General features: G+C 69.0%; 11 protein-coding genes. 5 read left to right on the top strand and 6 right to left on the bottom strand.

Translation table 11 applies throughout. From position 1 onward, the window contains the following. Positions 1–7 precede the first annotated feature (7 nt). Positions 8–1,063, bottom strand: a complete 1,056-nt coding sequence (locus ACIPY5_RS04430; protein ID WP_400967146.1) for an N-acetylglucosamine kinase — start codon at positions 1,061–1,063, stop codon at positions 8–10. 120 nt (positions 1,064–1,183) lie between these two features. Here ACIPY5_RS04430 and ACIPY5_RS04435 point away from each other — a divergent pair, with 120 nt between their 5' ends. The 5 genes from ACIPY5_RS04435 to ACIPY5_RS04455 all read left to right on the top strand — a co-directional run bounded on the left by ACIPY5_RS04435 (position 1,184) and on the right by ACIPY5_RS04455 (position 6,251). Beyond that, a complete protein-coding gene (locus ACIPY5_RS04435) occupies positions 1,184–2,116 on the top strand; it encodes a MurR/RpiR family transcriptional regulator (protein WP_400967149.1) in 933 nt (310 codons plus the stop codon). Continuing rightward, positions 2,113–2,865 (top strand): sugar isomerase domain-containing protein, encoded by a 753-nt coding sequence (locus ACIPY5_RS04440; protein ID WP_400967152.1) that lies wholly within the window; start codon positions 2,113–2,115, stop codon positions 2,863–2,865. Before ACIPY5_RS04435 ends, ACIPY5_RS04440 begins: the two co-directional genes overlap by 4 nt. 55 nt (positions 2,866–2,920) lie before the next feature. Continuing rightward, positions 2,921–4,333: an N-acetylglucosamine/diacetylchitobiose ABC transporter substrate-binding protein gene (gene ngcE / locus ACIPY5_RS04445; protein WP_400967154.1), complete on the top strand. Its 1,413-nt coding sequence runs from the start codon at positions 2,921–2,923 to the stop codon at positions 4,331–4,333. Between the two features lie 98 nt (positions 4,334–4,431). Beyond that, on the top strand, positions 4,432–5,352 hold the full coding sequence (locus tag ACIPY5_RS04450; protein ID WP_309338636.1) for a sugar ABC transporter permease: 921 nt from the start codon (positions 4,432–4,434) through the stop codon (positions 5,350–5,352). Continuing rightward, positions 5,349–6,251 (top strand): carbohydrate ABC transporter permease, encoded by a 903-nt coding sequence (locus ACIPY5_RS04455; RefSeq protein WP_309338633.1) that lies wholly within the window; start codon positions 5,349–5,351, stop codon positions 6,249–6,251. The genes ACIPY5_RS04450 and ACIPY5_RS04455 overlap by 4 nt, the downstream gene beginning before the upstream one ends. Before the next feature lie 70 nt (positions 6,252–6,321). Here ACIPY5_RS04455 and ACIPY5_RS04460 read toward each other — a convergent pair whose 3' ends face one another. The 5 genes from ACIPY5_RS04460 to ACIPY5_RS04480 form a co-directional block, all read right to left on the bottom strand. Beyond that, the gene (locus ACIPY5_RS04460) at positions 6,322–7,527 is read right to left on the bottom strand and encodes a Gfo/Idh/MocA family protein (RefSeq protein ID WP_400967158.1); all 1,206 of its coding nucleotides are present in this window, start codon (positions 7,525–7,527) and stop codon (positions 6,322–6,324) included. A gap of 73 nt (positions 7,528–7,600) precedes the next feature. Continuing rightward, positions 7,601–9,766: a hypothetical protein gene (locus tag ACIPY5_RS04465; RefSeq protein ID WP_400967161.1), complete on the bottom strand. Its 2,166-nt coding sequence runs from the start codon at positions 9,764–9,766 to the stop codon at positions 7,601–7,603. A gap of 102 nt (positions 9,767–9,868) precedes the next feature. Then, complete coding sequence (locus ACIPY5_RS04470) at positions 9,869–11,260, bottom strand: alpha-L-fucosidase (RefSeq protein ID WP_400967164.1); 1,392 nt, start codon at positions 11,258–11,260, stop codon at positions 9,869–9,871. Then, positions 11,257–13,293, bottom strand: coding sequence for a DUF2264 domain-containing protein (locus ACIPY5_RS04475; RefSeq protein WP_400967167.1), 2,037 nt, complete (start codon positions 13,291–13,293; stop codon positions 11,257–11,259). Before ACIPY5_RS04475 ends, ACIPY5_RS04470 begins: the two co-directional genes overlap by 4 nt. Positions 13,294–13,343: 50 nt before the next feature. Continuing rightward, positions 13,344–15,005: an extracellular solute-binding protein gene (locus tag ACIPY5_RS04480; protein ID WP_400967170.1), complete on the bottom strand. Its 1,662-nt coding sequence runs from the start codon at positions 15,003–15,005 to the stop codon at positions 13,344–13,346. Between the last annotated feature and the right edge of the window lie 48 nt (positions 15,006–15,053).

Consider the following 15,053-nt stretch of genomic DNA (forward strand, 5'->3'; position numbering starts at 1 on the left):
ATCGATTCTAGGGCGTGCCGCCCATCGAGACCGTCGAGCCAGGGCCGGGGATCCCGGTGGGGGCTCCCGCACGCATCGCCTCCCCGATCCCCGCGCGCACCCGTGCGAGCATCCCCTCGTCCACGTCGACGCCCGCGTGCCGCAGCGCGAGCATCGTGGCCCCGGCCGCGCCGCTGTCCACGAGCACGAACGGCACGTCGCCGAAGGCCTCCGCGACGTGCGTGCGCAGCAGCCGCTGCGGCGCGCCGGGTCGCAGCACGATGCTCCCGCCGATCACGACCGGCCCCGGACCCGCCTGCACGAGTCGGATCGTGCGCACCAGCTGCTCGCCCGCCTCGCGGAGGATCCCCTCCGCGACAGGATCGCGCTCCTCCGCCGCATCGAACACGAGCGGAGCGAACGCGGACAGCTGCACCGGCCGCTGCGCGTACAGCACGCGGATCAGGTGCTCCAGGGCAGCAGGGCGCCCATCGGTTCCGGAGCCGTGCGCGCCCTCCCCCGCGATCCCTGCGGCCTGCAGCACGCGAGGTGTGAGGATGCTCTCCGGACCCAGCCCGTCGAGCTCCGCGATCGCCGCCGCCGCCGCACCCCGGCCGATCCAGAAGCCGCTCCCCCTGTCGCCGAGCAGCCAGCCCAGCCCGTCGGCCGTGGCGACGATGCGCCCGCCCTCCACGCGCACCGCGCTCGCGCCCGTTCCGCACACCACGCCGTAGCCGACGGGGGCCACGGCGCCGCTCGAGTACATGGCCAGCAGATCCGATTCGAACGTCAGCGCGCCGTCGAACCCGTTTTCTTTCAGCGGATCGTGGATCCACTCCGACGCGCCGCCACGAGAGTCGTGCCCCGCCATCGCGACGACCATCCGCGACACGTCCGAGAGGCGCGCCCCGCCGGCGTCGAGGGCGGCGGAGATCGCGCCGCGCACCTCGGCAAGGGCCGCCGGAATACCCGATGAGGTCGGGTTTCCGCTGCCACCTCGACCGAAGCCGATCACGCGGCCCTCGCCCGTCGCGAGCACCGCCCTGGTGGAGGTCCCGCCGGCATCCACACCGATCACGAGCATGTTGAACCCCAATTTGTTATCTGTCCTACTTGATTTTTCATCCGCGACCTGATGAGAATGTTTTTCACCCGAACCATGTCGTTCCACGACGCGTTTTCACCGGAGGCAATGGTGCCACTCATGCAGGACGTCGGCAACGAGTTGTCGATCACGCAGCGCATCTCGCTGCGGCGTCCGGCGATGCCGAAGGCCATGGCGAAGATCGCCGCGGTCATCACGGCGCACCCCACGGCCCCTGTCGAGCTGACGATCACCGAGCTCGCCGACCAGGCCGGCACCTCCGCCGCCACCGTCACCCGCTTCTGCCGCGCGATCGGCTTCGACGGCTACACGCAGTTCCGCGTCGGCGTGGCCGCCGAGTCCGGACGCGGCGACGCCGGCACCACCTGGCGCACCGACATCGCCGACGACATCGGGCAGGATGACCCCGCCGACCGGGTGCTGCTCACCCTGCTGGGCCTGCACACCCGCAGCATGGAGATCACGACGGGCCTGCTCGACCTCGACGACGTCCAGCTCGTGGCGCGCGCGATCTCGGAGGCGAGGCACGTCGACATCTACGGCGTCGGCGGCAGCGGCGTCATCGCCGACGAGTTCCGCGGACGCCTCTACCGGATCGGCGTGAACGCGCACTCCTGGTCCGATGTGCACGACGGCCTGACCAGCGCGGTGCTGCAGGACGGCTCCTCGGTCGCCGTGGGCATCTCGAACACGGGCCGCACCGAGGAGACCATCGAGATGCTCTCTCACGCCCGTGCGGCCGGGGCCCTGACCGTCGCGATCACGACCGACGCGGATTCCTGGCTGGCCTCGAGCGCCGACGTCGCACTGATCACGGCCTCGGGGAACCCCGCTCAGCGCCCCGACGACCTCTCGATCAAGCACGCGCAGCTGCTCGTGATCGACCTGCTCTACGTGCTCGTGGCGCAGCGCACTCTCGGCCAGGCTGCGACGCGCCTCGCCGCGAGCGCGATGGCCGTCTCCGCGCACCGCCGTTCGTCGTCCCCCCTCGAAGAGCCCCGCCCCCACCGAACGAAGGAGTCCACCCGATGAGCGCCTCCCCCCAGGATCTGCTCCGCGAAGCCGAGACGCGCCTCGAGCGTCTCACCGCCGACGCGCAGAACGGCGCGCTGGATCCCGCGATCGACCTGCTCGTCACCGCGCTGCGCGACGGCGGCGTCATCCAGGCGTTCGGCACGGGGCACTCCGAGGCGTTCGCGATGGAGATCGCCGGCCGTGCGGGCGGGCTCATCCCGACGAACCGCATCGCCCTGCGCGACATCGTGCTGCACGGCGAGCGTCCGGCCGAGGTCCTGACCGGATCCCTCGAGCGCGAGCCCTGGGTGGTGGACGAGCTCATGGCCGTCTCCCCCGTGACCGAGAACGACGTCTTCGTGATCGCCTCGAACTCGGGCGTGAACGGATCCATCGTCGGCGTGGCGCTGTGGGCGAAGGAGCACGGCCACAAGGTCATCGCGGTGACCAGCCTGGAGCACACCGCCCGCGTCGAGCCGAAGCACCCGAGCGGCAAGCGGCTCAGCGAGATCGCCGACGTCGTGATCGACAACCTCGCCCCCTACGGCGACTCCACCCTGCAGGTCACCGAGACCATCTCGGCGGGCGCGATCTCCTCGATCACGGCCGCGTTCATCGCCCAGCTGCTCACGCTCGGCGTGGCCCGCACGCTCGCGGAGGCCGGCGAGGTTCCGCCGATGTACATCTCCGCGAACATCCCCGGCGGCGATGAGCACAACGCGGCTCTCGAAGCCCGCTACCTCGATCGACTCCGCCGCGGCGCCTGAGCGCCCCACAGACTCATCCTCTCCCTCACCCCTCACTAAGGAAGGCAACAATCACATGGAAACCAAAGACGCTTCCATCAGCCGCCGCTCGCTGCTGCGCGGTGCGGCGCTCGCGGCGGTCATGGTGCCCCTCGGCGTCAGCCTGGCGTCCTGCGCCGCCCCCGGCGGCGGCTCGGGCGGCGGCACGGCCGGCGGCACGAAGTCGGCCGACAACCCGTTCGGCGTGGCAGCGAACTCCAAGGTCGACGCGGTGATCTTCGACGGCGGCTACGGCGTGGACTACGTCGAGAACGCGGCGAAGATCATGGAGAAGGGCAAGACCGGCGCCACGGTCAAGGTCTCGGCCTCCACCAAGATCGCGCAGGAGCTGCAGCCGCGCTTCGTCGGCGGCAACCCGCCGGACCTCATCGACAACTCGGGCGCCAACCAGATCGGCTGGAACACGATCCTCGACCAGCTCGAGACGCTCGACGACGTCCTGGACGCGAACAACCTCGAGGGCACCAAGATCAGCGACACGCTCTACGGCGGCGTCAAGGATCCCGGTACCTTCAACGGCAAGTTCGTCGCGCTGAACTACGTCATGACGGTGTACGGCATCTGGTACTCCGACAAGGTCTTCAAGGACAACGGCTTCACCGTCCCGAAGACCTGGCAGGACCTGAAGGCGCTCGGCGAGGCTGCCAAGGCCAAGAACAAGTACCTCTTCGTCTGGGGCAAGGAGGCGGCGACGTACTACCAGACCCTGGTCGTCGACTCCGCCGTCATCCAGAGCGGTGACGACGTGCGCCTGCCGCTGGAGAACCTGAAGGAGGGCTGCTGGTCGCACCCGACCCTTCAGTCGATCCTGACGATCTTCTACGACCTCATCCAGGCCGGCTACATGAAGCCGGGCGGCGCGGGCACGCAGTTCACGCAGGCACAGTCGCAGTGGAGCCTCGACGAGGCCGCTCTGCTCTACCCCTCGGGCTCGTGGATCGAGAACGAGATGAAGAAGCAGACCGCGGACGGCTTCACCATGAAGGGCATCGGCGAGATCCCCCTCGACGACAAGCAGACCACCCCGGCGGGCACCCTGCGCGCTGAGGCCGGCGAGCCGTTCATCGTCCCGACCAAGGCGAAGAACCCCGCGGGCGGCAAGGAGCTGCTGCGCACCATGCTGTCGAAGGACTCCGCCACCGCGTTCGCCAAGAGCAAGCTGGCCCCGACCATCGTCAAGGGCATCGTCCCCGCCGACGGCTTCGGTTCCACCGCTCTGGTCTCGCAGAAGGAGCTGCTGGACAAGGCCGGCGACAACGTCTTCACCATCAAGGCGTTCGGCCTGTACGGCATGAACTCCGACCAGCTGCCGATCTGGAACTCGTTCCTCGACGGCAAGATGTCGGTCGCGGACATCACGAAGGCGCTGCAGGATCTGACCGACAAGATCCGCAATGACAGCTCCATCACCAAGATTGAGATCAAGTGAGCTATTCAACACCCAGCGGGGGTCCGGGGCTGCAGACAGCCGCGGTCACTGCTGCTCGCACGGGGGGCCGCAAGGCCCCCCGTCTGGGGCGGCGCCGGTTGACGTTCGACTACGTATCGTTCCTTCTGGTGTTCCTCGTGCTGCCAGTGGCACTGTTCCTCGTGTTCGTGATCTCGCCGTTCATTCAGGCGGTCTATTACTCGATGACCAACTGGACCGGCTTCTCGCCGAACATGAGCTTCGTCGGAATCAACAATTTCGTGAAGCTCTTCCAGGATTCGACCTTCCTGCAGGCCATGGCGAACAACGCCCTGCTCGCGATCGTCGTTCCCCTCATCACGATCGTCATCGCGCTCGTCTTCGCGAGCATGATCACGGTCGGCGGCCCGAGCCACGGACAGGTCAGGGGCCTGGTCGGATCGAGCTTCTACCGCGTCGTGTCGTTCTTCCCGTACGTGATCCCGGCAATCGTCATCGCGATCCTGTGGAGCATGATCTACGCCCCGAACGGTCTTCTGAACGGCGCGCTGGGCTTCCTCGGCATCAACACGAACGACTTCGCCTGGCTCGGCGATCAGAGCACCGCGATGGGCGCCACGATCTTCGTGATCGTGTGGAGCATGGTCGGCTTCTACATGGTGCTGTTCATCGCCGCCATCAAGGGAATCCCTGCGGAGACCCTCGAGGCGGCCCGCATCGACGGAGCGGGACGCTACCGCACGGTGGTCTCGATCCTGCTGCCGCAGATGCGCGACAACGTGCAGACCGCATACATCTATCTGGGGATCATGGCTTTGGACGCCTTCGTCTACATGGCGGGCCTGAACGCGTCCGGCGGTCCGAACAACAGCACGCTGGTCATGAGCCAGTACCTGTTCCGCACCGCGTTCGAAAAGGGCCAGTTCGGCCTGGCCAGCGCGATGGGCGTCGTGCTCGCCGTGCTGACGCTGGTCTTCGCCGGTCTCGTCATCGGCGTGTTCCGCGTCGTCGGCGGCAAGGATGAAGGAGGACGCGCATGACTCTCGACACGCGCGCCGCAGTGACCGTCGACCCGAAGGCGGCCAAGAAGATCCGCAGCACGAAGTCGACCACGAGCGACAAGGTGGTCGGCGGCGTCTCGCACGTCGTCCTCGCCGTCTGGGCGCTCGTCGTGATCCTGCCGATGCTGTGGACGCTGCTCGGCTCGTTCAAGACGACCAAGGAGATCTTCAAGTCCCCGTTCGGGCTTCCCGCGAACTGGAACTTCGACAACTACGTCAACGCCTGGGTGAAGAACAACTTCGGCCCGATGTTCCTGAACACCATCATCGTGGTCGGCTGCGCGCTGATCCTGGTGATGCTGCTCGGCGCGATGTGCGCCTACGTGCTCGCGCGGTTCTCGATCCCAGGCAGCAGGGTGATCTACTACCTGATGCTGGCCGGCCTCACCTTCCCGGTGTTCCTCGCCATCGTCCCGCTGTTCTTCATCCTGCAGGGCATGGGCCTGCTGAACACGCTGCCGGGTCTGATCATCACGTACGTCGCGTTCGCGCTGCCGTTCACGGTGTTCTTCCTGTTCTCGTTCTTCAAGTCCCTGCCCTACGAGATCCAGGAGGCCGCCTACGTCGACGGCGCCAGCGAGTGGCGGACGTTCTTCCAGGTGATGCTCCCGATGGCCAAGCCCGGACTCGCGGCCGTGGCGATCATGAACTTCCTGGGCCTGTGGAACCAGTTCCTGCTGCCGATCTCGTTGAACACGGATCAGAGCAAGTACGTGCTCTCGCAGGGCATGGCAAGCTTCGCCTCGTCGGCCGGCTACCAGGTGGACTTCGGCGCCATGTTCGCCGCGGTGATCATCACGATCGTCCCGGTGCTGGTCGTCTACATCCTGTTCCAGCGCCAGCTGCAGGGATCCGTCTCGCAGGGCACCTCGAAGTAGGCATCCCCGCACAACAGCGAAGGGGCCGTCCTGTTCTTGTACAGGACGGCCCCTTCTCGCGTCGCCGAGGTCAGCGCCCCGCCAGCTGGTGGGCGATGAAGTACTGCCGCATCTCCTCGGGCAGAACGGGGATCTCCTGCGGCCGGGAGCCGGAGCGGATCGAGAGCGCGCCCGCGATCCCGGCAGCGACCGCATCGCGGGCCGCGAGCGGATTCGTGTCGGTCGGCCGTCCGGAGCGGACGAACTCGACGAACTCGCCCACCGTGAGCGGATCCGCTCCCCCGTGCCCGCCGTCCCCGCCGTCCTCGATCGGATACCGGACGTGCCCCTTCTCGAGATAGTCGCTGCGCGCGTTCCAGACGCGGATCTCCCCGCCCGTGCCGTCGTCGAAGTTCTCCAGCCGGCCCTCTGTGCCGATGACGGTGTAGTTGCGCCAGTAGTCCGGCGTGAAGTGGCACTGCTGGTAGCTCATCAGCACGCCGGAGTCCGTGCGCATCATGATCATCGAGATGTCCTCGACGTCGATCACCGGGTTCAGGTCCTGCTGCGCGAGGGGCGGCCAGTTGCCCATCGAGAACCAGTCGCCCATGCGCCGGTCCGAGTTGTCGCGGCGCGATCCCACCTGCCCGTAGACGGCGAGGTCGCCGACGCCGACCACGGTCCGCGAGGAGGTACCGGCGAGCCAGTGCATCACGTCGATGTCGTGCGCGCCCTTCTGCAGCAGCAGGCTCATCGACTTGTCCCGCTCGGCGTGCCAGTCCTTGAAGTAGTAGTCGCCGCCGTGGCCGACGAAGTGGCGGCACCAGATCGCCTTGACCTCGCCGATCTCGCCGCGGTCGATGACGTCCTTCATCATCCGCACCACACGCATGTGCCGCATGTTGTGCCCGACGTAGAGCTTCGACCGGGTGCGGTACGCGGTCTCCAGGATCCGGTCCGCATCCTCGATCGAGATCGCGAGCGGCTTCTCCAGGTAGACGGGCACGCCTCCCTCGAGGAGCTCGACCGCGATGTCTGCGTGGGTGAAGTCCGGCGTCGTGACGAAGGCCCCGTCGAGGACGACGTCCGACGCCAGCAGTTCGGCGACGGAGGCGAACACCGGGATGTCCCCGAACAGGCGCGCGGCCCGCTCGTGCGTCTGCGGCGCGGGGTCCACCGCCGCGACGACCCTGCCGCCGGCGGCAGCGACGTGCAGCGCCACGCCGGCACGGGCGCCGACGCCGATCACCGCCGCGCGGAACTCCTCGCTCGGCGGGGTCTGGTCGTGTTCTGTCATGTCGTTCCTTTCGGGTCGGTCGTGGCGAGGCCGGACCGGGAAGCGCTCCCGGTCCGGCCTGTTGCTCGGGGTGCTAGCGCACCGTCAACGTCACGTACTGCGTGGCGTCTCCCGGCGCCTGCTGCTCGAGCCGCATGCGCTCGTTCACGTACTGCAGGGCGAGGCCGCTGTTGCGGTTGACCAGGCGGTAGGTGGTGGATCCGTCGAGCGACGTGCCCTCGGTCGCGACGCGCTGCAGATACCACTGATCGCTGCCTCCCGGCGTGCCGAGACCCGCCGAGGTCAGCGGCTGGGCATCGGCCTGCACAGCGCCGACCGTCACGACGGCGTCGACCGCGCGCTGCGCGGCGGCCCCGGATCCCGTGACCTGCAGATCCTTGCCGGTCGCGGCGTCGACGAGACGGTAGAAGCCGCTGTTCTCCCCGTTGCTCCCCCGGACGTCCTTCACGGGCGCGAGCTTCCAGGTCGACACCCCGGTCGCCGCTCCGTTGCCGCCGTCCAGCCCTGGTCCACGGTTGGCCGTCACGGCCTTGCCGCCGACCCGCAGCACGTAGGCCGCATCCGCGCTCACCGCGTCCCCCGCCGTATCGCGCGGCGCGTACTCGGTGCTCACCGCGGCCGATCCGTCGCCCGCGGCCTGCGCGATGTCGACGACCTTCCCGTTCAGATCCGAGATCGTCAGGAACGAGCGGCCGGTGACGTTCTGGTTCGTCAGGCTGCCGTTGTCGAGCGAGGTGAGATAGCCGCCGTTGGATCCGGCGGGCATGAGCCCCACGACCTTCCACGAGTTCGGGTTCCCGAGATCGGCCGTCTCGTAGACGTTGCCGTCGTAGCCGACGATCCGGTAGAGCCCCGAGAAGGCGTTGTACGAGATGGCCGACTCGTTGTTCGCCGACGGCAGGTACAGGTGGTTCGAGACCGGATCCTTGTAGTAGGCGCTGTTGGTGATGAGGTCGACCGTCTGCGCGGCCCCGGTGGCGGGATCCGTCTGGGTGACGTAGATGCCGCCGGTGACGACCTTGACGCCGTTCTCGTACTTGTCGTCGACGGCCTTGAGGGTCAGATCCTGCCCGGTCACCGGGTCACGGTACGACACGGTGCGATCGGGGGCCGACTGGCCCGTGGCGTCGTCGACGATCGTGTGCGCCAGGGTGTTCGCCGTGTAGGTGCGACCCGAGGCGTCGGCGAAGGCGATCAGGTGATCCGCGCCCACCTTGGCGGCCTGATAGGAGGCGGACGCGGTGTCGCCCGACCCCTTCCAGGCGATGAGGTCGGTCGTCGGGTCGTAGGACACGTTCAGTCCGCCGATCGAGTTGACGTTGCCGTCGATTCCGCCGATGCCGGGCTGCGACCACGCGCCGTCGTACCACTTCTGCCACGTGCCGCTGGCCATGCCGCCGCTGATCGGCGCGCGCGCCATCTCGGTCCAGCTGGCCAGGGTCGACGAGGCCGGCTTCTTGTAGATCTTCACGTTGTACGTGATGTAGAAGTAGCCGGTCGAATAGTCGATGAACAGCCGGCACCCGGAGTTCCCGAAGGGGTAGGACTGGCCCGGCGACGCGGTGTCGTCGATGACCTGGTCGTCATCCCACGCCGAGGTGAGCGCGGGTCCCGCGTACTGCCAGGAGGCGCCCTCGTCCTTGGAGGTCGCGAGCAGGATCCGGTTGTTGTGATGCCCCGTCGAGACCTTGTCGGCGATCGTGGCGTTCGCCCCCTTGGTCTGCCAGGGGTCGAACTGGAACTCGTCGTTGAGCAGGGCGTGCCAGGTGCCCTGCGGATCCACCCATACGCCGATGACGTCGCAGTGGTCGTCCTGCTGCGGCGACGGGATCGGGAAGGCGGGGTCCTTGTCCAGCTGATAGCAGATCGTGCCGGCATCGGCGTAGTACGCCGGCGCCTGCGCCTTCTGCGTGGTCGTGCCCATGCCCGCGGACACCGCGCCCATGTCGGTGTTGGTGAAGGTGCGCGCCCATGCGCTCCCCGGGCTGGTGCTGTAGGCGGTGAGCGCGTTCGTCCAGTGGAACTGCCCGTCCTTGCCGAGGTAGGCGGATCCGGCGATGTCGCTGGTCAGACCGCCCTTCAGCGTGGTGCTGCCGGCCGCGGTGTACTGCGGGGGCGTCGGAGCGGTGTCCGCCTGCGCGGCGGCGGGCAGTGCGAGAGCGAGGACGGCGCCCGCGGCGAGCGCCGGGGTCAGTCGTCGCCAGCGCGCTTTGCGATCTGCGGTGCGGTGCGGTTTCATGGTGATGCCCTTTCCTGTTCCTCTTCGAAGCGGAGGGTGGGGGTGTGTCCTTCCCGTTCCCCACGTCGCAAGCGCGGAACGGGAAGGCGCCCGCTCATGCGATCACACGAGCGCGACGTCCGGGTTGGGCTCGCGCGGGCCGCTCTCCTGCCCCGCGGGCACGGTCTCGAGGACGAGCACGGTCGGCATCCCCGTGGACGCGGGAGCCGGGAGCTGGACGGTGTGCGCGTCCAGCACGGTGAAGGGCACCTCGGCGCGATCGGCGAGCGTGCGGACGGCGTGCAGCGCGATGCCGGACGGCAGCGCGATCGTGAGGATGCCCGAGACCGGGATGCGGGTGATGATCGCATGCACGACGCCCGCGGATCCGGCGGCCGGCGCATCCTTCTCCTGCGGCGCCGTGTAGAAGCCCCAGCCCGGGTAGTCCCATCCCGTCGCGGGGCCGCTGTCGTGCACCGCCGCTCCGTTCACCGCCATCCAGGCGCCGACGGCATCGGCCAGGGCCGTCTCGACCGGCGCCAGCGAGCCGTCGCCGCGCGGCCCGAAGTTCAGCAGGAGGTTGCCGCCGAGGCTCACGGTGTGCGCGAGCTGCTCGACGATCTGCGCCGGGGTCTTCCGTCCTCGGTCCGCCCAGGCGGAGTCGTGGAAGCCCCAGCTCGCCTGGGTGAGGGTGGCGCAGGCCTCCCAGTCGTGCACGAGGACCGAGCGGTCCCAGGGGGCAGGGAGGCGGCGCTCATAACCGCTCTCGTAGTCGCCCATGAGCGCCCCGTTGGAGTCGAAGTGCCGCGCTCCCCGGTCGTCGGCGCGAAGGCGGCTGTTCACGATCGCGCCGGGGATCCGCTCCTTGAGCAGCTGCTCGATCTCGTGCGTCCAGCGGCCGTTCGCCTTGACCGATTCGTCCCAGGTGCCGTCGAACCAGAAGCCGCGCGCGTGCGGATACCGCGCGGCGAGTTCGAGCAGCTGGTTCGTCGCGAAGTCGAGGTAGCGGTCGAAAGCGACGCGGTCGTCCTCGGATTCGATCGCGTACCGCCAGTCGGGGTGATTCCAGTCCAGCACCGAGTAGTACAGGTGCGTGGCGAGGCCCTCGGCTCGGTACGCGTCCAGGATCTCCCCGAGCACGTCGCGCCCCGAGGGCGTGGCGGCGACGGTGAAGTCGGTGTACGCGCTGGGCCACAGGCAGAATCCGTCGTGGTGCTTGGTGGTGACCGTGACGTAGCGCGCCCCCATGCGCCTGGCCGTGCGCGCCCATTCGGCCGGATCGAACCCGTCGAGCGTGAAGTCCGCGGCGAGCGCGGCCCAGTCCTCCCGGCTCACGTGCGCGGACTGCATGAGGAACTCGGCGGCGAACTCGATCGTGCGGCCCTGCCAGGTGCCCGCCGGGATCGCGTACAGCCCCCAGTGCACGAACTGCCCGAACCGATCGGCGCGGAACGCCTGCATCGTCGGATCCGTCCGGCGCGCGGTGCCGTCCGCGCCGTAGCGCAGCGGGATCATCGGGCCTCCCCGCGCGGACCGGTGAGCCCGGGATGTCCGTCCCAGGGGACGAAGGTCGCGAGGTCGAACTCCGCCGTCGCGCCGGAGACCCAGTCCAGGCGCACGCGTGTGCCGTCGACGTCCACCCGCACCCGGTCGCGCCAGCCCTGTGGATCCACGGCACCGCCGCGTTCGAGCACGTGCAACGTGATCACGACGGTGCGGTCCGCGCCGGTGCGCCCCCCGAGCGCGGGGGTCGCGGAGTGCGCTCCCATCGCGTTCGCGTCTCGGTAGGCGAACACCTGGGCGTGGCCTGGTGCGCCGCCGGTCTCGGAAGAGCGGGTCGCGGAAGCACCGACGGGCGCAGGGGCGTCCCACCCGTGCAGCCCGACGATCGCGGCGATCAGGCCGTCGCGGCCCCGAGCCCAGGCGCCGTCCTCGAAGACGCCCGTCGCGAGTTCGCCGTCGTCGGCGACGGCCCACCCGCCCTCGCGCATCGCCCACGGCCGGTCCGTCTGCACGAGGTGCGCGCGCACCTCGGCCGTGCCGTCCCCCGCGGTGACAGTGGTCACGGCGGTGCCGGGCAGGGCGCGTCGATGCCGCTGCGGCAGGTGCACGGATCCGGAGAGCTCGCCCTCGACGTGACTGGCGCGCAGGGAGCTGCGCCGGCTTCCGCCGCCGTCGTCGTCGAGCAGCGCGAAATGCGAGTCGATCGCCTCGGCCCAGGCCGGCCCCGTGCCGGGCGCGGTGTGTGTGGAGTACGCGAACTTCGCGTAGTGCGGGTCGTCCCGGTCCTCGTCGTCGCCGACGGGCAGCGTCGTGTGGTCGGATCCGTGGTTCGCCATCCGCACGATCCCGTCGGAGGCTCCGCGGATCACCCAGCCCACGGGCTCGATCGGGACGGTGAACGGTCCGCGGTCGGAGGGCTGCGCCTCCTCGACGGCGGTCCAGACCGGCGCGGTCGCGGGCTGCGCGAGCCCGAGGAAGCCGATGCCGGCCAGGTACGGCGATCCGAAACCGCTGTAGTCCTGGCACATCGGCTCGAACTCGCCGTACCACCCCAGCGTGAGCGGGCCGCCCGCTCCGACGCCCTGCGCGGTGAAGCGCGAGAGCACCCCCGACGCGACGCGACGGGTCTGGCCGGGGGTGAGCGCACTCGCCCCCGACGCGTCCGCGCACCAGAACGCCGCGAGCGCGGCCGTGCGGTAGATGAGGGATCGTCCCTGGTGCAGCAGCGAGCCGTCCGCGGCGACCAGGTGCGCCTGCGAGGCGGTGAAGTCGTGGAGGCGCTCGAGATACCTCTGTCCCTCGGGCGTCTGCACGGTGTCCGTCATGCGGTACCAGGCCCAGAGGTAGGGGTGGATCGCCCAGGCGTTGTAATAGTCGACCGCGTGCTCCGGCCCGTCGGTGTACCAGCCGTCGCCGAGGTACCAGCTCTCCACCCGCGCCACGTTGCGGTCGGAGTGCAGCCCTCGCGCGTCCTCGCCGACCGAGCGCAGGAAGCCCTCCGCCATCGCAGGGAACAACTGCCAGTTGTTCTGCCACACTTCGCAGCGGGCGTGATGGCGCAGCCAGTCCGCGATCTGGAGCTGCTCGGGCCGGGTGAGTCCGGACCAGAGCCGGTCGCGGCTGAGGTACAGCGAGTACGCGATGTTCGCCGCCTCCACGATCGAGTTCGTGATCCCGGTCAGCGGCAGCCGGCAGCTGACGCCGCGGGGCCACTCCTCCTCGCCGCCGGGCCGTGTGCCGGCGAGCAGTGCGCGCGAGTAGTACTCGAGGTGCTCCTGGACGGCGGGCTCCCCGGGGTCGGCGGCGCCCGCGATCCGCGGCGCGGCGAGCAGGAACGATCGGCCGACGGCCTCCATCCCCTCGCGCCGTGGCCCATCGCCGGTGATGCGTCCTGGCAGGCGCGGCAGGGCGCCCTCCGGGCTGGCGTAGCGGCGCACCTGGCCCAGCCAGTCGTCCGCCACCGCCTCCCACTGCGCCCTGCCCCAGCCCGTGAACGGGGAGAGGACAGGATCCATCGCGATCGTCGTCGAGATGTCTTCCCTCACGGTTCCCTCTCCCCCGCTGCCCTCTCCCGCGTCCACGGATCCGCTGCGTCTCAGGCGCTCGGGGACGGGCTCGCCGTCGCGCCGCTCAGCGCCTTCTGGAACTCCGAGCGGATGACGTCGCCGCCCGCGCTCTTCCACGTCGAGATCGCGCTCTTCACATCGTTCAGCGAACCACGTCCTGCGATGAAGTTGGTCACCGCGTCCGAGACGGGCTTCGCGATCGTGAGGCCCTGCTTCGCGTTGGTCGGGCTGAACAGGCCCAGGGTCGGATCCGCGACGCCGATCGGGACGAGCTTCGAGTACGCGTCGTGCAGCACCTTGATGGCGTCGGGGAACTGCGGCGAGTACAGCGTGTTCGGGCCCGCGGCGAGGTACTTCCACGGCACGGCCGTGTTCAGGGCCGCCGCGGGCGTCGGGATCGGGTTGCCCTTGGCATCGAGGGCGTAGTCCGTGCCCTCGGCGCCGTAGTTCATCAGGAGGTATTCCTCGCTGCCGAACGGCGCCGCCAGGAAGTTCGCCACCTGCAGCACCTGCCTGATGTGGTCCGTGCTGCCCTTCTTCACCATGGTCCAGGCGAAGTCGATGTTGTCGAGCCAGACCGTGGCCTTGCCGCCGGTGGCGCTGAACGGGATGAACGGGGCGACCTTGTTCGCGGGGTTCGCCGCCGGCACGGTCTGCTGGTAGCCGCCCGGCTTCCCGAAAGCAGGCAGCCCGTCGTAGATCTGCGCGACCTGGCCGGAGATGAACGCGTTCGACATCTGCGACTTGGTCCAGCCCTCGCTGCCGGGGGCGAAGCATCCCGCGGCGTAGAGCTTCTGCACGAAGGAGACCATCTCCAGGTACTCCGGCGTCTCGATGTCCTTCACGAGCTTGCCGTTCTTCATCGTCCAGTTGTAGGGGACGTGGAAGATGTGCTCGAACGGGATGAGCCCGAACTTGGTGCTGCCGAGGGCCCAGCGATTGGCTCCGGTGAGCTGCTTGGCGAGCGACAGGTAGTCGTCCGCGTTCTTGATCGTCGAGGTGTCCGTGACGCCGGCGGCCTCGAAGAACGTCTGGTTGATGAACCCGGATCCGCCGGTCATCCCGCGCGGGATCGGGATCCCGTAGAGCTTGCCGTTCTGCACCGCCGGCTTCCAGAAGGCCTGCGGGATGTTGGCGAGGTTCGGATAGTCCTTGGACTTGTCGCCCGCGAGGAACGGGGTGAGGTCCTGGCAGGCCGACTCCAGGAAGCCGATGATGTCGGCGATCGCGGCGCCGTCGTTGAGCATGAGGTCGGGCATGTCCCCGCCCGCGATCACGGTGTTGAGCTTGGTGTCGTAGTCGTCGCTCGAGACCGCGGTGATGTCGACCGTGCCGCCGAGGCGCTTGTTGATCTCCTGCCAGGCCGGGTTGGACGCGGCCGGCGTGGGCGGCGGACCGAAGATGTTCGTGATCGCGGTGACCTTCTGGCCCTTCAGGAACGGCGCCGGCACCGAGCGGAACGGCTTGGCCGGGTAGTTGAAGAAGGCGGCGGGGACGCCCTCGGCGGTGCCGGCGAGGTCGGGCGTCGCGCCGTTCAGCGGGATGTACTTCGGCAGCACCGAGGCCGAGGCGGCCGAGGCGTTGAGCGCACCCTTCGTGCCGCAGCCGGCGAGGGAGCCCGCTGTGACGACGCCGAGGACGCTGAGGGCGGCGAAGGACAGGAACGTCCGCCGGTTCGTTTCGAGAGCCACGATGGGCTCCTTTCTGTACAGGGAGGTGGATCGATCGGGTGGAGCGGG

Origin of the sequence: Microbacterium sp. NPDC089698 (genome assembly GCF_044749045.1) — a bacterium.
Taxonomy (GTDB): domain Bacteria; phylum Actinomycetota; class Actinomycetes; order Actinomycetales; family Microbacteriaceae; genus Microbacterium.